This window comes from Nocardiopsis sp. NPDC007018 (assembly GCF_040635075.1).
GTDB lineage: Bacteria > Actinomycetota > Actinomycetes > Streptosporangiales > Streptosporangiaceae > Nocardiopsis.
Genome location: NZ_JBEYHA010000053.1, coordinates 14,904 through 36,604 on the forward strand (window position 1 = coordinate 14,904; position 21,701 = coordinate 36,604).

The following is a 21,701-nucleotide window of genomic DNA, read 5'->3' on the forward strand; positions in this document are numbered from 1 at the left end:
CGGCACATGGTGAACGAGGGCGTGCGCGACGCGGGGACCGGTTCCGGAACCGTGCGAGGAGGGGACCCGCAGGGGCGGCCCCGGGTGGTCCGCAACGACTACTCGGTGCTGGAACCGCCGGCCCTGGGGGAGTGGGAGCCGCAGGTGACGGTGGGCGTGGTCATACCGGCGTACGGGGGGCAGGAGCGGCTCGACCTGACCCTGGCCGCCCTGACCGCCCAGACGTACCCGGCCGACCTGACGGAGGTCGTCGTGGTGGACGACGGCAGCGATCCCGCGTTGCGGCTGCCGCCGATCCGCCCCGAGCACACCCGTCTGGTCGTCGCGCCCGAGCACGGGTGGGGCCCCGGGCACGCGCTCGACGCCGGGGTGGCCGCCACCGGGGCGTCCGTCGTGATGCGGTTGGACGCCGACGTGGTGGTCGGCCGTGAGCACGTCGAGGCGCAGATGCGCTGGCACCACCTGGCCGACTACCTCGTGGTCATGGGCCGGGTCGAGTTCGGGGACGGGCCCGACAGCGGGCTCACCCCGCCCGAGGTGTACGAACACGTGCGCGGTGGGAGGTACGCGGATCTCACGGGCGGCGACACGGACACCATGGACTGGATCACGGAGCTCCTGGAGCGCACCGACGGGCTGCGTTCCGCCGGGCACCGGGCCTGGCAGGTGTTCACCGGGGCCACCGCCTCGCTGCCGCGCGAGCTGTACTCCACCGCCGGAGGATCGGCGTCCGGACTGGTCATGGGTGAGGACAGCGAACTCGGCTACCGGCTCTCACAACGGGGCGCGGTGTTCGTTCCCGAGCCGGCGGCCACCGGCCTGCACCTGGGGCGTCCGACGACCGAGCTGCGAGGGGGTGAGGCGGCGCGCTTCCGGCGCCCGTTCATGGAGAACCGCGTGCCACGGCTGAACTCCCGCCGCGTCGCCCCGGCGCGGACCTGGCAGGTGCCCTTCGTCGATGTCGTGGTCGACACGGCGGGCCGGGGGTTCGACGACGTGACCGCGACGGTGGACGCCCTGTTGGCCGGTGACGTGGCCGACGTGCGGGTCACGTTGGTGGGGGAGTGGTCGAGGGTGACCCCGGGGCGGCACGCCACCATCGACGCCCCGGCGCTGGACGTGCGGCTCCTCCACGAGCACTACCGGTGCGAACCGAGGGTGCGGCTGACGGAGTCCGAGCCGGAGACCGACCCCGACGTCCCCTTCAGGCTGCTGCTGTCACCCGGTCTGCGCCCGACGCGGCGGATGGTGCGGGCCCTGACCGGGGCGGCGGACCGGGAGGGCGCCGGGCTGGTCAGGGTGCGCGGCTCCGGGGGACGTACCCACTTCCTGAGGCTGGAGCGCACCGCGGCCTTCGCCCGCGCGCGGCACCTGGGGGTGGACGCGGTGGACCGGGACGCGGCGGTGGCGGCCCTGTGGGGCGTCCACGTACTGGACCGGGCCGGGGTCCTGGTCGAGGACGAGCGGGACGGCGACGGTCCGCCGAAGGACTGGAACAGGAAGATGCGCCGGGCCGAGCGGGAGACGACGCGCTGGCGGACGGAGGCCGAGCGATGGGAGCGCCGCGTCCGTGCGCTCACCCAGGGGCGCGGCACCTGGCTCCTGTTCCTGGGCCTGCGGAGGTGAGACCTGCTCCGGCGCCGCGTTTCGAGGTCGTCATGGCACTCGCGTGAACAGGCGAAACGCCGAAGCGTCTCACAATGTGAGAATCTCTGGTCATATAGTTGGACCTCCGATATTCTGACGACCTAGGAGTCAGTGGTGTCGGCTCCACCGCCGCACACCACGGTCCAGCGCCCACGCGCCGCCCGGCGCCACCCTTGTCCGGGCGTCCCTGACGCGGTGTTCCGCGCAGGCCGTGTCGGTGCCTCCGGCAGTCGATCCCGCCGGGGCGAGCTCCTGTCCCTTTCGTCGTGGACAACGTCGCCCACACCGCGCCCGAGCGGACCGGTCCGGCCCGTAGCCGTCCGTCCCCGGCGCGCACCACCGTCGAACGCCAGCGGCCGGGCCGCGCGCTCCCGCCGTCACGCAGAGCCTTCCGGAGGATCACATGTACGACATGGTCGAGTACCCGTCCACTCCCGACACCGAGGACGAGGTCCACCGCGCCCTCCAGGACGCGATCAACCGCCGCGACTGAGCGAGCCGAGGTCGGACGGCTGTACCGGTCACCCGGGCCGGTACAGTTGTCTCACCTACTGTTCCATTGATCTCGCCAGGTGAGACGACCGTGGCGGGGTCTCGTCCGAGTTAGAGGCAGTCCAATGGCAGCTCGCACCGTGAAACTGGCCGTCATCCCGGGTGACGGGATCGGCTCCGAGGTCGTCGCGGAGGGTCTCAAGGTGCTGGAGGTCGCGGCCTCCCAGTACGACCTGGCCGTCGAGACCACCGAGTACGAGCTGGGCGCCAGGCTCTGGCACCGCACCGGTGAGACGCTGCCCGACTCCGTCGCCGCCGAGCTGCGCGAACACGAGGCCATCTACCTGGGCGCGGTCGGTGACCCTTCCGTTCCCAGCGGAGTCCTGGAGCGCGGCCTGCTGCTGCGCCTGCGCTTCGAGTTCGACCACTACGTCAACCTGCGCCCCGTGCGCCTCTACCCCGGCGTGGAGAGCCCCCTCGCGGGCGTCGGTCCCGAGGACATCGACATGCTGGTCGTGCGCGAGGGCACCGAGGGCCCCTACGCGGGCGCCGGGGGAGTACTGCGCAAGGGCACCCCCCACGAGGTCGCCACCCAGGACAGCGTCAACACGCGCTTCGGTGTCGAGCGCCTGGTCCGCTACGCCTTCGAGAAGGCCGCGAGCCGCCCCCGCCGCAAGCTGACCCTCGTGCACAAGGACAACGTCCTCACCTTCGCCGGTGAGCTGTGGCAGCGCACGGTCAGGGAGGTCGGTGCCGAGTACCCGCAGGTCACCGTGGACTACTGCCACGTCGACGCCGCCGCGATGTACTTCGTCAACCAGCCCGGGCGCTTCGACGTGGTCGTCACCGACAACCTCTTCGGCGACATCATCACCGACATCGGCGCCGCCATCACCGGCGGCATCGGCCTGGCCGCGAGCGGCAGCATCAACCCGGACCGCACCTCCCCCAGCATGTTCGAGCCGGTCCACGGCTCCGCGCCCGACATCGCCGGTCAGGGCCTGGCCGACCCGACGGCCACCGTGCTCTCCGCCGCGACCATGCTGGAGCACCTGGGCCTGCCCGAGGCCGCCCGCCGGATCGAGGCCGCCGTCTCCGCCGACCTCAAGACCCGGGCCCAGGGGGACGCCGTCCGCTCCACCTCCCGGATCGGTGACGACCTCGCCGCGCGAGTAGCCGAGCAGGGCTGACCCCCGTCGGCGTCGGCCCTGCCCCCTTTTCCGAGGCGCGGCCGACGTACGAGTCAACGTGACCGACAGCGGGCGCGCCGGAGTACCTCCGCGCGCCCGCTGTCCGTGTGCCCCGCCCTGGCACCGGGTGCGCTCTTCCGACACACTAGATCCCAGGTCGGCGGCGCTGCCGACCCGTTGCATCCGAGAGGACCACCGACGACATGAACAACGACACCACCACCACTGGGTTGACGTTCGACATCCAGCTCTCCGACCAGCGGAAGACCCCGCAGGAGCGCGAGGCACTGCTGGAGGACCCCGGCTTCGGTCAGGTGTTCACCGACCACATGGTGAGCATCCGGTACACGGAGGGCAAGGGCTGGCACGACGCCAGACTGGAGCCCTACGGCCCGCTGAGCCTGGACCCCGCAACGGCGGCCCTGCACTACGCCCAGGAGATCTTCGAGGGGCTCAAGGCCTACCGCCACCCGGACGGTTCGCTGGCCTCCTTCCGCCCCGAGGCCAACGCCGCCCGCTTCAACCGCAGCGCGGCGCGGATGGCCATGCCGGAGCTGCCCGAGGAGCTGTTCCTCAAGTCCATCGAGCTGCTGCTCGAACACGACGGCGAGTGGGTTCCGTCCAAGGAGTACTTCAGCCTCTACCTGCGCCCGTTCATGGTGGCCACGGACGTCGGCCTGGGTGTGAACAACCCCTCGCGCAGCTACGTCTACCTGCTCATCGCCTCGCCGGTGGGCTCCTACTTCTCCGGCGGCGTCAAGCCGGTCACGGTGTGGCTGTCGAAGGACTTCACGCGGGCCGCTCCCGGCGGCACCGGCGCCGCGAAGTTCGCGGGCAACTACGCCGCGAGTTTCCTGGCCCAGGCCCAGGCGGTGGAGAAGGGTTGTGACCAGGTCGTGTGGCTCGACGCCCGCGAGCACCGCTGGGTCGAGGAGATGGGCGGCATGAACCTGTGGTTCGTGTTCGGCGAGGGTGAGAACGCCCGCCTGCGCACGCCCCCGCTGACCGGCACCCTGCTGCCCGGCATCACCCGTGAGTCGCTGCTCACGCTCGCCCCGGACCTGGGTATCCCGGCCGAGGAGGAGCCGCTGTCCATCGAGGAGTGGCGGGCCGCCGCCGAGTCCGGCGAGATGACCGAGGTCTTCGCCTGCGGGACCGCCGCCGTGGTCACCCCGGTCGGCCACGTCAAGAGCGACGACGGCGAGTTCACCATCGGTGACGGCCGACCCGGCCCGGTCACCCTGCGTCTGCGCGAGGAGCTGGTGGGCCTCCAGACCGGCCTGCGCGACGACAAGCACGGTTGGATCACCCGCTTCTAGGGCCATCCGACACGAGCGCCCACGGGGGCCGCCACCGGACGCCGGTGGCGGCCCCCGTGGCGTTCCGCCGCGCTCGCGGGCGGCGCTGAGGACGCCCGAAGTGTCCGATATGAGGATGTGTCGTCTCGCCAAGTGAGACATCTCGGCTCCGAGCTGCGACTCCACCGGGTTCGTGTGGCACACTGGCCGCATGCTGTCCCAGGTACGCATTATTTTGGGGCGCGCTGGCTGACGACTTCCCCGCGCCGACGCGGGGAAGGACCCGGACCCCGCCAGCGCGCTGACCTCTCGTGTCCACGAGGGGTCTTTTTTGTTGGCCGGGGCCGCCACACACAGCACCGACCGGGAGTTCCACCCATGAGGAACGACAGTTTCCACGTCTTCGACACCACGCTGCGCGACGGAGCCCAGCGCGAGGGGATCAACCTGCGGGTCTCCGACAAGCTGGCCATCGCGAAGCTGCTCGACGACCTCGGAGTGGCGTTCATCGAGGGCGGATGGCCGGGAGCCAACCCCAAGGACACCGAGTTCTTCCAGCGGGCTTCACGAGAGCTGACGCTGGAACACGCGCGACTCACCGCGTTCGGCGCGACCCGCCGGGCCGGTGTGAGGGCCGCCGACGACCCCCAGGTGGCCGCACTGCGCGACAGCGGCGCGTCGGTCGTCACCCTTGTCGCCAAGAGTGACGACCGGCACGTTGAACGGGCGCTGCGCACGACCCTGGACGAGAACCTCGCCATGGTCGCCGACACCGTCTCCCACCTGCGCGAGCACGGGCAGCGCGTGTTCGTGGACTGCGAGCACTTCTTCGACGGCTACCACCACAACCCCGGGTACGCGCTCTCCGTGGTCCGGGCCGCCTCCGACGCCGGAGCCGACGTGGTGGTCCTGTGCGACACCAACGGGGGCATGCTCCCCGACGACGTCACCCGCGTGGTGACCGAGGTGTTGGAGGACACCGGCGCCCGCCTGGGCATCCACGCCCAGGACGACACCGGCTGCGCGGTCGCCAACACCCTGGCCGCCGTCGACGCGGGAGCCACGCACGTCCAGTGCACCGCCAACGGCTACGGCGAGCGCGTGGGCAACGCCAACCTCTTCTCGGTGGTCGGCGCGCTCGCGCTCAAGCGCGGCATGGACGTGCTCCCCGAGGGATGCCTGGCCGAGATGACCCGGGTGTCCACCGCGATCGCCGAGATCGTCAACCTCGCCCCCGACACCCACCAGCCCTACGTGGGGGTGTCGGCCTTCGCCCACAAGGCCGGACTGCACGCCTCCGCGATCAAGGTCGACCCCGACCTCTACCAGCACACCGACCCGGGCCTGGTCGGCAACCGCATGCGCATGCTGGTCTCCGACATGGCCGGGCGCGCCTCCATCGAGCTCAAGGCGCGGGAGCTGGGCCTGGACCTGTCCGGAGACCGTGAGCTGTCCGGGCGCGTGGTGGAACGGGTCAAGGGACTCGAACTGTCCGGCTACAGCTTCGAGGCGGCCGACGCCTCTCTGGAGCTGTTGCTGCGCGAGGAGCTGGGCTCGCCGGTCCGCTACTTCGAGACCGAGTCCTGGAGGGTCATCACCGAGCGCCGGCCGTCCGCTGGGGCGAGCCCGCTCTCCAGCGAGGACGAGAGCCTGAGCGAGGCCACGGTCAAGCTCCGGGTCAAGGGCGAACGGGTCATCGCCACCGCCGAGGGCAACGGTCCGGTCAACGCCCTGGACCGGGCGCTGCGCAGCTCGATGGAGAACGTGTACACCGCGCTGGCCGGGCTGGAGCTGACCGACTACAAGGTCCGCATCCTGGAGGGCACCTCCGGGACGAACGCGATCACCCGCATCCTCGTCACCTTCAGCGACGGCGCCGAGGAGTGGACCACCGTGGGAGTGGGTCCGAACGTCGTCGACGCCTCCTGGGTGGCGCTGGAGCAGGCGATCACGTACGGGCTGCTGCGCCAGGGCTACCCGCGGGGCTGACGTCCCGACCCGCGCCCGGCCGCGGTGGCGCCGTGCGCGGTGCGTCACCGCCGCGTCCCCGTCGCGATGTGCGCTGACCACCGCTCCGGTGTCGTGCCGGTGACGTGATCTCCACGGTGGAGAACCCCCGTGTCACGCGACCGCCTGACCTCGGACCCCGAGGTCAGGCGGTCGCTTCTTACCCAAAGGTAAGACAGACCTGTCCTTCAGGCCATAGCCAGTGTGTCTCTGGCCACTCGATACTGCGGAGTTTGAACCCATTCGCGTAGTACAAGTGGTGATAGATGCCGGTCATAACCCATGTGCGCATTGTCGTTGGCGCACAGTTCGTCCTCCCGCGAACCACAGGTCACCTGCCCCGTGAAGACTTCGGGGCGTGTCCTCACCCACCATCCGACGGGACGGGGGGAACGGTGTGACCCACGGTTCGGTGACAGAACGCCGCGCCGCGTCGCCACCCTCTCCCCGGTCCTCGAACAAACGCGCCCGCCCCGGCCGGGAAGCGATCCTCGCCTGGGGCTTCCTTGCCCCGTCCGTGGCGGTTTTCGCGCTCTTCCTGGTCTATCCGCTGGGCCGTACCGTCTACCTGTCGATGCACGGCAACGACATCATCGGCCAGCCCAACCGCTTCGTCGGTCTGAGCCACTTCGCCGAGATGGTCTCGCCCGAGTTCGGTCGCATCCTCCTGACGACCCTCGTGTTCACGCTCGGCGTCGTCGTCCCCGGAGTGATCGGCGCCCTGGCGGTCGTCCTCCTCCTGGAGGGGGTGATCCGGGGCCAGCGGTTCCTGCGCGGGGCCTTCGCTCTCCCCTTCGCCTTCTCCGTGGCCAGCGCCTCGGTGATCTTCGCGGTCTTCTACAGCCCGGGCAACAGCGTCCTCAACGGCGTCCTGTACCGCATGGGGCTCGACCAGGTCCCGTGGCTCACCTCCCAGGAGATGGCCCTGTGGTCGGTGGCCATCACCACGGTGTGGATGAACCTCGGGTACGGAGTCCTCGTGCTCGCCGCCGGGGTCGGCTCCATCCCCAAGGAGGTCAACGAGGCCGCCCGCATCGACGGCGCCACCGGTCCGCGCCTGGCCTGGGACGTCACCATCCCGATGCTCGGTCCCCAGCTCTTCTTCCTGATCGTGATCTCGACGATCAACGCGCTCCAGAGCTTCGGACAGATCCACATCCTCACGGCGGGCGGCCCGGTCGGCTCCACGACCACCCTCGTCTACTCCATCTACCAGGACGCCTTCGCCTACGGGACCAGCGACTTCGGCAGGGCCAGCGCCCAGGCGCTCGTGCTCCTCGTCGTGGTCCTGGTGTGCACCGTCGTCCAGTTCGGAGTCATCGAGCGGAAGGTGCACTACTCATGACCGGGACCCCCGCGACGGCCACCGCCGACGGGCCCGCCCGCACCGCACCGGCCCGCCCCCGCGCGCGCCACCGGCACGGGGCCGGGCACGTCGCCGGGCGCGTCCTGCTGTACGTCCTGCTCGCGGCGCTGCTGGTGCCGGTGCTGTTCCCCGTCTACTACGTGTTCGTGGGAACACTCATGGAGTCGCGGGAACTGTCCACGTTCCCGCCGCGCCTCCTGCCCACCGGCGTGCACTTCGAGAACCTCCAGGGCGCGCTCGGGGCCGTCCCGCTCCTGCGCATGTACACGAACTCGCTGGTCATGGCCGGGATCATCACGGTCTGCCAGCTGCTGACGTCCGCGATGGCCGCCTACGCGTTCGTGTTCCTGCGGTTCCGGGGCAGCGCCGTCGTCTTCGCGCTGTTCCTGTCCACGCTGATGGTCCCCGCCGAGGCGACCTTCATCCCCAACTACCTCACCCTGACCGGGTGGGGTCTGGGCAACACCTACGCGGGCCTGGTACTGCCCTTCCTGGCCTACGCCTTCGGCACCTTCCTGCTGCGCCAGAGCTTCAAGCAGTTCCCCCGCGAGCTGTACGACGCGGCGCGCATGGACGGCATGGGGCACCTCAGGTTCCTGTGGACCATCCTCATGCCGCTCAGCAAACCGGCCCTGACCGCCGTCGGCATGTACGTGTTCATCACCAGCTGGAACATGTACTTCTGGCCGCTGATCATCACCCGCAGCACCGAGATGCAGACCCTGCAGATCGGTCTGAACAGCCTCAAGGCGGGTGAGGCGGCCAACCCCGGCCTCGTCCTGGCCGGCGCGGCGCTGTCCGTCATCCCCACCCTCGCCCTCGTGATCTTCGGACAGCGCTTCATCGTCCGGGGTCTCACCGCGGGCGCGGTCAAGTAGGCCCCGCACCACGACTGGAGAAGAAGAACCCATGACACGAATCCCCCGACGCCGCGGCGTGAGGGCCGCGGCCCTGCTCACCGGTCTCGGCCTGGCCCTCAGCGCCTGTTCCGGCGGTGGCGGCGGCGGTGGCGGCAGCGACCTCACCGCTCCCGGTCCGGAGGTCCTGGACGACCTCGACGAGGCGGTCCAGGTCGAGTTCTGGCACAGCATGGACGCCACCAACGGCCAGGTGCTGGACGGGCTCATCGACGAGTTCAACGCCCAGAACGAGGGCCGGGTGCAGGTCACCGGGTCCTTCCAGGGTCAGTACGACGAGGCCCTGGCCAGCCACCGCGCGGCGATCCAGCAGGGCGACACCGCCGAGATGATCATGATCTTCGACCTCGGCACGCAGTTCATGATCGACTCCGCGCAGACCGTCCCCGCGCAGTCCTTCCTGGACCAGGACGACTACGACACCTCCTCGATCGAGGACGCGCTCCTCAACTACTTCACGGTCGGCGGGGAGCTGCGCTCGTTCCCCTTCAACAACTCGACCCCGCTGATGTACATCAACCGGGACGCGTTCGAGGAGGCCGGGCTCGACCCGGACGCGCCGCCCGCCGACCTCGCCGAGATCCGCGAGGCCGCCGAGAAGCTCACCGTCAGGGACGACGACGGCACCGTGGTGCAGTACGGCTTCGGCGCCTCCGTGTACGGCTGGTTCATCGAGCAGTTCATGGCGCGCGCCGCCGTCCCGTACTGCGACAACTCCAACGGCCGTGACGGCCGCGCCACCGAGGTGCTCTTCGACGATCCGAAGATCGTGGAGCTCGTCGAGTGGTGGGAGCAGATGATCGAGGACGACCTGGCGGTCCAGATCGGTCGCAACACCGATGACGGCCAGGCCGCCTTCACCTCCGGCCGGGCCGCGATGACCCTGGAGTCCACCGGCTCCCTGGGCGGGTTCATCGAGCAGTCCGACTTCGAGGTCGGCGCCGGGTACTTCCCGCTGATCAGCTCGGACGACCCGGGCGGCTCGATCATCGGGGGCGCGTCGCTGTGGATCAACGGCGAGGGCCACACCCCCGAGGAGATCCGCGGGTCCTGGGAGTTCGTCCAGTTCCTGCTGACCCCGGAGTCGCAGTCGGTCTGGCACGCGGGAACCGGATACCTGGCGGTCAACACCGAGGGCTACGACGGGCCGGAGGCCTCCGCGCGCGCCGAGGAGTTCCCCCAGTTCTCCATGGCAGCCAACCAGTTGGCGGACTCCGAGATCACCGAGAACACGGCGGGCTGCATGATGGGCGTCATGTCCGAGGCCCGCGTCGCGGCCGAGGAGGGCTGGGAGACCGCCCTGACCAGTGACACCCCCGCCGAGCAGGCCATGGCCGACGCCGCCGCGGGCGTGTCCCGCACCATCGGTGAGTACAACGCCTCGGTCGAGGACTGACGACCGGCGCCGACTCGGTGCGGCGGGGCCGCGGTGGAGCCACCACCGCGGCCCCGTCCGCGTCCGGCGTCGGCTCACGCCAGCGGGTCGACGCCCGGTCCACCGGGGATCAGGGGTGCACCCAGCCGTTGGCCTCGCAGTCCTGGAGGCCCAGGGTCTGCTGCTGCATGACCGGGGCGGGCTCCCCCTCCCCGGGGCAGTCGACGTGGCCGTGGCCCAGGGTGTGGCCGACCTCGTGGTTGATCAGGTAGATCCGGTAGGTCTCCAGGTCGTCGTCGAAGTGGTCGACGCCCGCCACCCAGCGGTTCTGGTTGATGATGGCGCGGTTGCCGTTGGCGCAGGACACGTAGCCGTTGGTGTTCAGCGGCGCGCACATGCGGTCGACCGTGTCCGGGGCGGCGAGCAGCACCCGGATGTCGGCGTCGTCGCCGTCCACCCGCTGGAGTGAACGGTCGCCGTCGTTGCCCCAGCTGCGGGGGTCGCCGAGGATCTCCTCGACGGCGTCGACGAAGTCGCCGTCCCGGCCGGGCAGGCCCTTCTCGACCTCCACCGCGAAGGTCGTGAGCGGTCCCTCGCCCAGGACCTCGCCCTCGCCCTTCATGGTCTTGAGGTCGCCGTCCGCGGTGTCGACCTCCTCCACCACCGAGCGCAGCAGCGGGGGGAGGTCCTCCTCGGCGGTCGGCGACGCCTCGGGGGAGGGGGCGGACCGGCCGGAGGCGGACTCGTCCGACGCGTCGCCGGAGCCAGCCCGGGTGCCGTCGTCGGGCACGCCGTCGCCCACGGGACCGGTCGCGGAGGTCTCCTCGGGTGAGTCGAGCTCGGAGCCGGGCTCGGGAACGCTGACCATCAGGACGGCGGACGCGCCCGAGACCAGGCACAGGCCGAGCGCCAGACCCATGGGGTACCGGCGGCGTCGGCGGTGCTTGGGTCGCGGAGCTGAAGCGGGCACGAGGCTCAACCTCTCGACAGTGGACGGTGGTTCCGCCTGGACTCCGACGGGAGGGTGCGGGACCCTCGCTGTCCGGAGGGTGGTATCGCGGGCCCGGGGGAACGGAGGTTCCCGGAGGCCTCGCACAGTACCTCCAGCATGACAGAGAACGCCCCCGGAGCGGGCCAGGCTGAGCCCCGGGAAGGGTGGGTGTGTCATCTCTTCGGGTGTTTGTCGCCGCCATTGTGTGTCCAAGTCGTCACTCTCGGTTCATGTGACACTTCGCCTCCCCGGCGCGCACCCGGACGTGCCGGGCGGGGTCCCACCCGGCGCCGCTACGCTTCAACGGCAAGAGCGAGCAAGAGGGCTGCTGGGAGGCATCAGGTGCGTATCGCACGGTTCGCGGCCGGTGACGAGGTCGGTTTCGGCCTGGTCGAGAGGGACACGGACAGCGGAGAGGAGTTCGTGGCCCGGTTGACGGGGCACCCTCTGCTGGGGGACATCAAGCTGACCGGAGAGCGGGCCAGGCTCTCCGACGTGCGCCTGCTGTCGCCGGTCCTGCCCACCAAGGTGGTGTGCATCGGCAAGAACTACGCCGACCACGTCGAGGAGATGAAGGACCTCACCGGGGAGGGCACCGCCGAGCCCGTCGTCTTCCTGAAGCCGTCCACGGCGGTCACCGGGCCGAACGACCCCGTCTTCTACCCGTCCGTCTCGGAGTGGGTGAGCTACGAGGGCGAGATGGCCATCGTCATCTCCCGTCCCTGCCGCGAGGTCCCGCGCGAGCGCGTCAAGGACGTCATCTTCGGCTACACCGTGGCCAACGACGTCACCGCTCGCGACCTCCAGAAGACCGACAAGCAGTGGACCCGGGCCAAGGGCTTCGACTCCTTCTGCCCGATCGGGCCGTGGATCACCACCGGCCTGAGCATCGAGGAGGCCCAGGACCTCGCGGTCACCACGACCGTGGACGGCGAGGTCCGCCAGGACGGGCGCACGTCGCAGTTTATCCACGACATCCCCGGCATGGTCTCCTACATCAGCTCCTTCATGACCCTGCTCCCGGGCGACGTCATCCTCACCGGCACCCCCGCCGGGGTGGGACCGGTGGAGGTCGGCCAGGAGGTCGCCGTCACCGTGGAGCGCCTGGGCACCATCACCAACCGCGTGGTCACCCGCGACTGACCCCGGGCGGCCCGGCTGACCGTGTGCGGGGCGCGCCCCGCACACGGCCCCGGGCCCCGACGACGGCGCGCACGTCTCCGAGCGGAAGGACCGCACCCCGTGGCAGCACGAACCCTCCTGACCGGCACCCGGCGCCCCGCGCTCCTCGCGGGGGTCGTCGCCCTGATCGTGTGCCTGGCGGGCGCGGGCCTGTGGGCGGCCATCCGGCCCGACCCGAGCCGATCCGACCACGCCGACGAGCCCGATCCCGGGGCGTGGCTGGAGAACCGTGACCGGGTGCGCGTGATGCTCGCGGGCGACTCCATGACCCACGGGGCCGGCGGGGACCGCACCTGGCGCTTCCACCTGTGGAACCACCTCGAACCGCACGTGGACGGACTCGACTTCGTCGGCCCCTACTCGGCCCCCGCCACTCCGGAGCAGATCATTCCGCCGGAACTCTTCGGTGGGGACGGCGGTGAGACCGGCGGGCCGGAGACGGGTGAGGGCACCGATCCCTCGGACGGCGGCCTCGAGGGGCTGTTCGAGAACCTCGACGAGGACGCGACGCCCTCCGGCGGTGCGACGCGGGACGAGCGCCGGGCCGACCGCCCGGGAGTGCCGCCCGACCCCTCGGAGTTCCCCGACCCCTCGGAGGCCCACGACGGCGTCACCTACCGCGACCCCGACTTCGACCAGGACCACAACGCCCGCTGGGGGCGCACCCTCGCCGACGCCCTGGTCACCATCGAGGCCGACGTCAGCGCCCACCAGCCCGACGTGCTGTGCGTGATGATCGGCATCAACGACCTGCTGCACCCCATCACCGCCGAGGAGATGGAGTCGCGGCTGCGCGCGTACGTGGAAGGGGCCCGGGAGGCCAACCCCGGGATCAGGATTCTGTTCGCCGAGGCGCTGCCCATCACACTGGCCGACCAGGACCAGGGCTTCGCCCTGCGCGTGTACGTCTACAACGAACTGGTCCGCGCCGTGGCCGCCGACCTGTCCACGGCGGAGTCCCCGGTGGCCAGTTTCGACCTGTCCGCCGCCGAGGGGTGGGACCCCTACGCCGACACCTACGACGGAACCCACCCCAACGACGACGGCGAGGTCAGGATCGCCGCGGGGTTCGCCGACGCCCTCTCCCGTGAGTTCGGCCTGGGCCCGGCCCACGCCCGTCCCCTGCCGATCCGCCCCTGAACCCCGACGCGCGGCGCCCCGCGCCCGTCCGTCGGCCCTCCGGGACTTCCCACAGGTCATCCCGGGCCACCGATATCCTCGGGGGCGTGACTGAGACTCCGATTCGTACCCGCTTCGCCCCGTCCCCCACGGGCATGTTCCACGTCGGCGGTGCCCGCTCCGCCCTCTTCAACTGGGCCATGGCCCAGCAGCAGGCGGAGGGCCGCATGGTCCTGCGCATCGAGGACACCGACGCCGCCCGCAACCGTCCCGAGTGGACCGACGGCATCATCCGCGCGATGTCCTGGATCGGCATCGACGCGAGCGACCCGCACTTCGAGGGCCCGTACTTCCAGTCGGCCTACGTCGAGAAGCACCGTGAGACCGCGCGGGAGCTGTACCGCTCCGGTCGCGCCTACTACTGCGACTGCACCCGCGAGCAGGTGCAGGAGCGCCGCGACAACCCGAACCTGGGATACGACGGCTTCTGCCGCGACCGGGGCCTGGAGCCGGGCCCGGGCCGGGCGCTGCGCTTCCGTGTGCCCGAGGGCGGCCCCACCGTCGTGCGCGACCAGATCCGCGGCGACGTGGAGTTCGACCACGCGGCCATCGAGGACTTCGTGATCGCCCGCGCCGACGGCTCGCCGCTGTTCGTGTTGGCCAACGTGCTCGACGACGTCGAGATGAGGATCACGCACGTGGTCCGGGGCGAGGAGCACCTGTCCAACACCCCCAAGCAGCAGTTGCTGTGGGAGGCCCTGGATCTGGCCCCGCCGGTGTGGGCGCACCTGCCCGTCATCGTCAACGAGCAGCGCAAGAAGCTGTCCAAGCGCCGCGACAAGGTCGCCCTGGAGTCCTACCAGGAGGAGGGCTACCTGGCGGAGGCGATGGTCAACTACCTGATGCTGCTGGGCTGGGCGCCGGGTGACGACCGCGAGATCATGCCGTGGTCGGAGATGATGCCACTGTTCCGCGTCCAGGACGTCAACAGCTCCAGCGCGTTCTTCGACGAGAAGAAGCTGCGCGCGTTCAACGGCGAGTACATCCGCGCGCTGAGTGTCGAGGAGTTCGCCGAGCGCTGCCAGCCCTGGCTGACCGGCGCGGGTACCCCGTGGGACGCCGCCGACTACGACCCGGAGGTCTTCGCGGCCGTGGCCCCGCTGGCCCAGAGCCGTGTGGCGGTGCTCAGCGAGATCGTCCCCAACGTGGACTTCCTGTTCCTCAAGGAGCCCGCCGAGGACGAGAAGAGCTGGAAGAAGGCGATGAAGCCCGGCGTCGGCAAGGAGATGGTGGAGGCCGCGCTGGCCCGCTACGCCGACCCGGAGCTGGAGTGGACGGCGGACGCCCTCAAGACCGCCACCGAGGAGACCGGCGCGACGCTCGGCCTGAAGCTGGGCAAGGCCCAGGCCCCGGTGCGGGTGGCCGTCACGGGACGGACGGTGGGCCTGCCGCTGTTCGAGTCCCTGGAGCTGCTGGGCCGCGAGCGGGTCCAGGCGCGCCTGGAGTCCGCCCTGGAGCGCCTGCGCGCCGAGGAGAAGGCGGCCGACGCGGGTTGATCGGTGCGGGGTGGCCGGGCACACAGGTCGGCCGCCCCGATTCCCGTTCGCGAGCACTCCGAATGTCCGCTAGAGTTGAACACGTCGCCGAGGGGGACAGGGAAGCGAAAGCGACCGGGTCCTCCCAAAGCATTGGCCTATGGTGTAATCGGCAGCACGACTGATTCTGGTTCAGTTAGTCTAGGTTCGAGTCCTGGTAGGCCAGCGCACGACCATGGTTCCATGGTCGGCACGGATCTCACGATCCACGGTGCGCCCCCGTCGTCTAGTGGCCTAGGACGCCGCCCTCTCAAGGCGGTAACGGCGGTTCGAATCCGCTCGGGGGTACCAACGGCAGGAAGCTTCCACCTGGTGGAGGCCTTCCTGTTGGCCGGTGCTTGTCACCGGTGTCCGGTTCGCGTTGGTTCGTCTTCGACGGCCGCACGGACCAGCGGTCCACCGGATCGCGTAGGCCCCCGTCGTCTAGTGGCCTAGGACGCCGCCCTCTCAAGGCGGTAACGGCGGTTCGAATCCGCTCGGGGGTACCAACGGCACGAAGGCCTCATCCATCGGATGGGGCCTTCCGTCGTCTCCGGCCCCGGGCCCGGACCCTACCGGCCGGGAGCCGGTCATGGGCGAGCCCTTCTACGGCGGGAGGCGGACGCTCCGCTCCGTGAATCCCGGTCGTGGCCCGGGTGTACGCCGGGTGACCACTCGTGGCGGGCCGCTTCAGCCCGCCCGGGCGGTCAGGAGCTCCAGTTCCTCCTGAGGGCCCCCGGCGGCGGTCAGCATCGCCGCGAGCTGCTCCAGGAGCCAGTCGGCGAGTTCGTCGCGTGTCATCTGTCGTTCCCGCAGCCACGACATCACCGCCGTCTCCACCGCCGCCACCCAGCAGCGCAGGGCCAGCAACAGCCGGGGCGAGGGGTCGGTCACACCCACCCGCTCCAGGATCAGCGCCCGTACGCCGTCGCGGACCCGGTCGATCTGCGCCTCGGTCTCCTCTGTGGAGATCACCGAACCCCCGTTGAGCAGGGCCGCGTAGGAGGGGGCGTAGGAGTCCGCGAAGTCGACGAAGGTGCGCAGGGCCGCCCTCAGCTGCTCGGTGGGCGACAGGTGGTCGGGCGGGGAGAGCCGCGAGATCAGCTCCGACATGGCCTGTTCCAGTGCCGCCCGGCGCAACTCCGCCATGTTGGGAAAGTAGCGGTAGACCAGGGCCCGGGAGACGTCGGCCTCCTCGGCGATCTCCTCCGGGGTGACGTCGCCGGGCGGGCGCCGCGCGAAGACGCGCAGCGCCGTGCGGATCAGGTCGTCCCTGCGTTCGTGCGGCGCCATGCGGCGCGGGCGCCGTCCGGAGCCCGGTCCGCCGACCGGGACCGCCGTACCCGTCACCCGCGCCTGGTGACGGCCGGTCCTGTGGGACACCACCGCTGTCGCAACCTCCCGAGCCCTCGCGCCCCGCTCCGATCCGGGGCCCCGCTCCGAAACTACCGCTCCCCGGGTCCGCTCACAGATCCAGCACGAGCCGTTCGCCCTCGTCGGCCCGCGAGACGCAGAGCGCGAAACCCGTGCCGCGCGGGGAGCCGCCGGTCGGCCGGTCCCGGTCGTCGGGAGTCCCGGACAACAACCCCACCCGGCAGGTGCCGCAGAACCCCTGGCGGCAGGAGTAGGCCGTCTCGGGGCGGACCCGGAGCACCGCGTCCAGAGCCGACTCGTCCTCGGGGACGGTGACGACCGGGCCGTCGGGGCCCAGGCGCACCTCGAACCGGCGGCCGTCCGAGACGGTCGGTGGCGAGAAGCGCTCGGAGAAGAACGGTGAGGCCGGAGGGACCCGCCCGCGCAGGGCCGCGATCAGCGGGGCCGGTCCGCACACGTACACGGCGGTGCCCGGCGCGATCCCGTCGAGCAGCTCGGCGGCGTCGGGCCGCCCGTACTCGTCGTCGGGACGCACCAGGACGTCGGCGTGGTCGGAGGCGGCGGGCAGTTCGTCCAGGAACGGCATGCTCTCCCGGTTCCGGCCGCTGTAGACGAACCGGAACGGGCGTCCGGCGGCGTGCGCGGCCCGGACCATCGGCAGGATCGGGGTGATCCCGATACCGCCCGCCACGAACAGGTAGTGCTCGGCCCTGGTGAAGGGGAACGCGTTGCGCGGCCCGCGCAGCGCGATCGTGTCCCCGGCGGCGAGCGCGTGCGCCAGAGCGGACCCGGTGCCGCCCGGGACGCGGCGGACCGCGATCCGGTAGGAGGAGCGGTCCCGCGGATCGCCGCACAGCGAGTACGGGCGCACGACGCCGTCGCCGAGCACCGTGTCCACGTGGTGCCCCGGCTGCCATCGGGGCAGCGTCGTGCCGGGGCGGGCGGGCACGAGGGTGAGGGCGGCGACGTCCGGGGCGGGTCGCTCCACCCGGGCGATCCGTACCGGCAGGTCGCCGTCGGGGACGCGCGGCGGGTGACCGGGGCGCCACCGCGCCGTGGCCGGTTCGATCCGCGCGGCCAGGCGCTCCAGGGCCAGCATGAACCGGTCGGGGCGCCCGCCCCGGCCGAACAGGGACACCGGAGGGCGGGGGTTCGCGTAGGACTCGGAGCTGTGCGCGGTCCGGAGCCCGTCCGAGTTCTGGCGGGGTGGGCCCGTCACGGCCGGACCTCCCGCCGCGCGGACTCCCGTTCGGCGGCGTCGGCGGCCCGAGCGGCGGGGGAGACCGCCAGGTAGGCGACGGCCCGGCTGGTGGAGCCGTGGTGCGACGGGTGGTACCTGCGGCGCAGGTACTCGGGGACGGCCCGGGCCAGGCGCCCCAGGTGCGGGATCAGCCCGCGCCGCCCGTCGCGTAGTGCCCACGAGGCCCTGGGGCGGCGCCCGTCGATCCGTCCGCGCAGGTAAGGGTCGTGGGTGATCAGGAACCGGACCCCGCGCACCCACAGCGCGGCCAGGGCGAAGGCGGCCACTCCCATCGCCAGGGCGCGGCGCGGGTACCCGCCGTCCAGGTGCGCGTACAGGTCGTGGGCCACCGCCCGGTGCTCGACCTCCTCCGCGCCGTGCCAGCGCAGCAGGTCGAGCATGGTGGGGTCGGTGCCGTGCTCGTCCAGCGCTCGGGCGTCCAGCACCCACTGGCCGAGGACGGCCGTGTAGTGCTCGATCCCGGCGATCACCGCCAGCCGCGTTCGCAGCCACGCGAACTCGCGGTCGCCGGACAGGTCGCGGTCGCCGAGCACCACCCGGAACATCCAGGCGATCTGTTCCACGTAGGGGCGCGGGTCCAGCCCGTGGGCGTCCATGTGGTCGAGGACTCCGGCGTGGGCCTCGGCGTGTACGGCCTCCTGGCCGATGAAGCCGAGCACCTGCTCGCGGAGCTCGTCGTCGGTGATGTACGGCACGGCCTGTTTGAACACCTCGACGAACCACCGCTCCCCCTCGGGCAGCAGCAGGTGGAGGACGTTGATGACGTGCGTGGCGAAGGGCTCTCCCGGAATCCAGTGCAGGTCGAGCGCGCTCCAGTCGAAGTGGACGTCGCGCGCGTGCAGAGCGAGGCGGTCGGGCTCGTCCGTACCGGTCGGGTCGGGGACGGCGGGCGCGGGGGTGGTGTCGGGGCTCATGGTCGGCCTCCTGGGCGGGTCGGGGCGTCCGAGCGGTGCGGGACGGGTCACAGCGGCGGGGTCAGGCGTGCGTACGCGCGCACGGCGGCGGGGGAGAGCCGGGACAGGGCCAGTCCGATGTGGGCCTCGGCGGTCACCGGGACGATCTCCGGGTCGGACTCGACGGCGTCGGCGATCCGCCGCGCCGCCCTCTCCGGGGTGTAGCCGCGCAGCCGGTACAGCCGGTTGAGCCGGTCCTTGGCGCTGGAGACCTCGCCCATGCCGGAGAGGCGGGCGTTGGAGATGATGCCGGTGTCGATCAGGCCGGGGCAGACCGCCGTGACGGACACCCCCCGGCCCGCGAGTTCACCGCGCAGGGAGCGGCTCAGTCCGAGGACCGCCGCCTTGGTCGCCGAGTAGGCGCCGTACAGGCGTGAGGGCAGGTACGAGGCGGCCGAGGCCGTGTTGACGATCCGGCCTCCGCCGCCGCTCTCCACCATCATCGGCGCGAAGGCCCGGACGCCGTTGACCACGCCCCACAGGTTGGTGTCCACGACCCGTTCGAGGTCCTCCGTGCTGGCCTCCAGGAAGGGTCCGGCCACACCGATTCCGGCGTTGTTCACGACCATGTCCGGAACCCCGTACGCGTCGCGCACCCAGGCGGCGAGCTTTTCCATGGCGGCGGCGTCGGTGACGTCCACGCGCTGGGCGGCGGAGCCGGGTGTGACCAGGGAGCAGAGCGCGGCGGTCCGCTCGGCGGCGGGCCCGTTGAGGTCGACCGCGACGATCCGAGCCCCGCGCTCGGCCAGCTCGAAGGCGAGACAGCGTCCGATACCGCTGCCGGCCCCGGTGATCACGGCCACCTGGCCGGCGAACGCGCCGCCGTGCCGACGGGCCCGTCCGGCGGTGAGGTTGCGGACCGGGCGCGGCTCCCCGGACTCGATCTCGGCCACGAACGCGCGGACGCGGCGGGCGACGGGGGCGGGCCGGGAGCGGACCGCCCAGTGTCCGCCCTGGAAGCGGTGGAAGCGGAAGTCGTCGGCCCAGCGCCCGGCGTTGGACTGGACCTGGTCGACCATGAACGCGTCGTGGGTGGGGGCCAGGGCCTGGACCGGGACGCCGGTGCGTCGTTCGGCGGGCCGGGTGAAGCGGCGGAGCATGTTGGCGCGGTAGAGCTCCAGTCCGTTGAGGTAGTCGCGGGTGGCCCTGCGGGCGGGGACGCGGTGGCCGCCGCCGAGGCGCTCCAGTCCGGCGAGGGCGAGGCCGCCGACCCCGCTCAGCCAGGCGGCCTCGGGGAGCCCCGGAGTGCCGAAGAACCCGATGTAGCTGGAGCGCACGGCCTGGCGCAGGACGTTGCGGACGCCGTCGGGGGCCCTCCTGAGCCAGTGGCCCGCGTGGTCGAGGCCGGGGCCGGAGATCGAGGTGAAGGACGCGAAGCGGTTAGCGTGCGCGGGCTCGGTGACGGCGTGCCAGGTCTGGATGGAGCCCCAGTCGTGGCCGACGAGGTGGACGGGGCGGTCCGGACTGACGGCGTCGGTGACAAAGCGCAGGTCGTCGGCGAGCTGGTCCAGGAGGTAGCCGGAGCGCTCGTCGGGGGCGGTGGAGTGCCCTGCGCCCCGGACGTCGTAGGTGACGACGTGGTGGTCGACGGCCAGGTCCGCCGCGAGGGCGTCCCAGACGGCGGCGTTGTCGGGGTAGCCGTGGACCAGTACCAGGGTGGGTCGGCCGGGGTCTCCGGCGGTGTAGACGGCCAGGCTCTGCCCGTCGGTGGCGGTGACGCGGAGGGAGGGTCGGGTGCTCATGCGGTCGCGGTCTCCTCGCTGGCGGCGGCGGGTGCGGGTGACGTCCGGGCCCAGCGGCGGACGTGCGGGAGGTCGTCGTCGAGCCAGTGGGCGTCGTCCTCGGTGACGACGAGGATCTCCTCGAACTTCACCCCGAGGTCGCGGAAGCCGATGTGGGGCTCGACCGCCCACAGACCGGGCGTGGCCGGGTGAGCGGAGACGTCGCCGTCCGCCCACAGGGGGGAGCGGTGGTGCAGGCGTTCGACGACGAGGTCGCCGACCAGCGTCTGGAGGGAGCGCACGCCGAAGCCCGCGACGATCGCGCGGGGCAGCCGCGATGTGAGCTTCCCGACCTGGTGGGCGATGACGCGGCCGGGGTAGACGCGGTGCCGGTTGTCGTAGCCCTGCTCGCGGATGAGGGCGTCCACGGCGCGGTAGACGTCCTGGAGGGTGTCGCCCGCCCGGACCCGTTCGACGATCAGGGACCGGTGCGCGCGCAGGTCGTCCATGAGCAGGTCGTGCAGGGGGTTCTCGCCCAGGTAGCCGGAATAGCCGATGTCGGCGACGTAGCCGTCCCGGACGGGGGCGCAGTCGAGGATGAAGGCCATGCCCTCCTCCAGACGGCGACCGGTCGGGAAGAACTGGAACGGGACGCGGAAGTTCCGGAAGGCGGTGCGGTCGCCGAACCAGGCGAAGGGGGTGTGGAACCAGTCCTGGACCCCGCGCGCCTCCAGGTGTTCGCGGACGCGCCGGGCGGCCTCTCTTTCGGTCACACCGGGTTCGAGGGCGGCCGCCACGTCGCTGGCGGCCTGGTAGGCGAGTTGTTGCAGCTCACGGAAGGCGTCGAGCTCGGCCCGGGCGGTAGTGTCCCCGGTCACATTCTTGTGAGACATTCCGTCATGTTAGACAAAGTGTCAATAAGAGTCCAGAGGTGTCCTGCCGGGGTGTGTCGTCCAGGCCCCCGGAGACGACGGAGGCCGCGTCCGCCGGAGTCGGCGGGCGCGGCCGAGGAGTGGGTGCCAGGAGCTGGGCGGGGGTGGAAAGGGCGGGTGGTGCCGGGGCCGGACCCCCGACGGCGGCGGGACGGGTGGGTGGGGCGGTGGGCTGCCTAGGTGTACTCAACCTCCATGGTCAGTACACCTAGATGAGTGATTCCAAGGGGTCAGTGATCGTAAGCGGTCAATGAGCGTAGGACCGGCTGGCCGGTGCGGTCGTTGTGCCAGACCACGGCGGT

Annotated in this window: 16 protein-coding genes and 3 tRNA genes; 13 read left to right on the top strand and 6 right to left on the bottom strand. The window is 71.4% G+C overall.

Going from position 1 to position 21,701, the window contains the following annotated elements:
* Window positions 1–6 precede the first annotated feature (6 nt).
* The 7 genes from ABZ635_RS22460 to ABZ635_RS22490 all read left to right on the top strand — a co-directional run bounded on the left by ABZ635_RS22460 (window position 7) and on the right by ABZ635_RS22490 (window position 10,313).
* Entirely contained in the window at window positions 7–1,626 is a 1,620-nt protein-coding gene (locus ABZ635_RS22460; RefSeq protein WP_357768545.1) for a glycosyltransferase family A protein, read from the top strand.
* A 638-nt stretch (window positions 1,627–2,264) separates the two neighbouring features.
* Window positions 2,265–3,329 (top strand): 3-isopropylmalate dehydrogenase, encoded by a 1,065-nt coding sequence (locus ABZ635_RS22465; RefSeq protein ID WP_357768547.1) that lies wholly within the window; start codon window positions 2,265–2,267, stop codon window positions 3,327–3,329.
* A gap of 203 nt (window positions 3,330–3,532) precedes the next feature.
* Complete coding sequence (locus ABZ635_RS22470) at window positions 3,533–4,648, top strand: branched-chain amino acid aminotransferase (protein ID WP_357768549.1); 1,116 nt, start codon at window positions 3,533–3,535, stop codon at window positions 4,646–4,648.
* A 357-nt stretch (window positions 4,649–5,005) separates the two neighbouring features.
* Entirely contained in the window at window positions 5,006–6,616 is a 1,611-nt protein-coding gene (cimA, locus tag ABZ635_RS22475; protein WP_357768551.1) for a citramalate synthase, read from the top strand.
* Between the two features lie 415 nt (window positions 6,617–7,031).
* A complete protein-coding gene (locus ABZ635_RS22480; RefSeq protein WP_357768569.1) occupies window positions 7,032–7,979 on the top strand; it encodes a sugar ABC transporter permease in 948 nt (315 codons plus the stop codon).
* Complete coding sequence (locus tag ABZ635_RS22485) at window positions 7,976–8,878, top strand: carbohydrate ABC transporter permease (protein ID WP_357768553.1); 903 nt, start codon at window positions 7,976–7,978, stop codon at window positions 8,876–8,878. The genes ABZ635_RS22480 and ABZ635_RS22485 overlap by 4 nt, the downstream gene beginning before the upstream one ends.
* A gap of 31 nt (window positions 8,879–8,909) precedes the next feature.
* The gene (locus ABZ635_RS22490; RefSeq protein WP_357768555.1) at window positions 8,910–10,313 is read left to right on the top strand and encodes an ABC transporter substrate-binding protein; all 1,404 of its coding nucleotides are present in this window, start codon (window positions 8,910–8,912) and stop codon (window positions 10,311–10,313) included.
* A gap of 109 nt (window positions 10,314–10,422) precedes the next feature.
* Here ABZ635_RS22490 and ABZ635_RS22495 read toward each other — a convergent pair whose 3' ends face one another.
* Window positions 10,423–11,211 carry a DUF3152 domain-containing protein gene (locus tag ABZ635_RS22495; protein WP_357768571.1) on the bottom strand — a complete coding sequence of 263 codons (789 nt, stop codon included), beginning with the start codon at window positions 11,209–11,211 and terminating at the stop codon, window positions 10,423–10,425.
* A gap of 414 nt (window positions 11,212–11,625) precedes the next feature.
* Between ABZ635_RS22495 and ABZ635_RS22500 the strand changes: the two genes are divergently transcribed.
* The 6 genes from ABZ635_RS22500 (at window position 11,626) to ABZ635_RS22525 (ending at window position 15,667) form a co-directional block, all read left to right on the top strand.
* Entirely contained in the window at window positions 11,626–12,426 is an 801-nt protein-coding gene (locus tag ABZ635_RS22500; RefSeq protein ID WP_357768557.1) for a fumarylacetoacetate hydrolase family protein, read from the top strand.
* Between the two features lie 99 nt (window positions 12,427–12,525).
* Window positions 12,526–13,605: an SGNH/GDSL hydrolase family protein gene (locus ABZ635_RS22505; RefSeq protein WP_357768559.1), complete on the top strand. Its 1,080-nt coding sequence runs from the start codon at window positions 12,526–12,528 to the stop codon at window positions 13,603–13,605.
* An 86-nt stretch (window positions 13,606–13,691) separates the two neighbouring features.
* Entirely contained in the window at window positions 13,692–15,140 is a 1,449-nt protein-coding gene (gene gltX, locus ABZ635_RS22510; protein ID WP_357768561.1) for a glutamate--tRNA ligase, read from the top strand.
* Between the two features lie 133 nt (window positions 15,141–15,273).
* Window positions 15,274–15,345: transfer RNA gene (locus tag ABZ635_RS22515), tRNA-Gln, on the top strand.
* A 49-nt stretch (window positions 15,346–15,394) separates the two neighbouring features.
* Window positions 15,395–15,470, top strand: a tRNA-Glu gene (locus ABZ635_RS22520).
* Between the two features lie 121 nt (window positions 15,471–15,591).
* Window positions 15,592–15,667: transfer RNA gene (locus tag ABZ635_RS22525), tRNA-Glu, on the top strand.
* Window positions 15,668–15,848: 181 nt separating this feature from the next.
* On the opposite strand, the gene ABZ635_RS22530 is transcribed toward ABZ635_RS22525, so the two are convergent.
* The 5 genes from ABZ635_RS22530 to ABZ635_RS22550 form a co-directional block, all read right to left on the bottom strand.
* Complete coding sequence (locus ABZ635_RS22530; protein WP_357768573.1) at window positions 15,849–16,451, bottom strand: TetR/AcrR family transcriptional regulator; 603 nt, start codon at window positions 16,449–16,451, stop codon at window positions 15,849–15,851.
* Between the two features lie 172 nt (window positions 16,452–16,623).
* The gene (locus ABZ635_RS22535) at window positions 16,624–17,631 is read right to left on the bottom strand and encodes a PDR/VanB family oxidoreductase (RefSeq protein WP_357768575.1); all 1,008 of its coding nucleotides are present in this window, start codon (window positions 17,629–17,631) and stop codon (window positions 16,624–16,626) included.
* Window positions 17,632–17,747: 116 nt separating this feature from the next.
* Entirely contained in the window at window positions 17,748–18,707 is a 960-nt protein-coding gene (locus ABZ635_RS22540) for a metal-dependent hydrolase (RefSeq protein WP_357768563.1), read from the bottom strand.
* Between the two features lie 47 nt (window positions 18,708–18,754).
* A complete protein-coding gene (locus ABZ635_RS22545) occupies window positions 18,755–20,488 on the bottom strand; it encodes an SDR family oxidoreductase (protein ID WP_357768565.1) in 1,734 nt (577 codons plus the stop codon).
* Window positions 20,485–21,360, bottom strand: coding sequence for a M24 family metallopeptidase (locus tag ABZ635_RS22550; RefSeq protein ID WP_357768567.1), 876 nt, complete (start codon window positions 21,358–21,360; stop codon window positions 20,485–20,487). Before ABZ635_RS22550 ends, ABZ635_RS22545 begins: the two co-directional genes overlap by 4 nt.
* Window positions 21,361–21,701 lie beyond the last annotated feature (341 nt).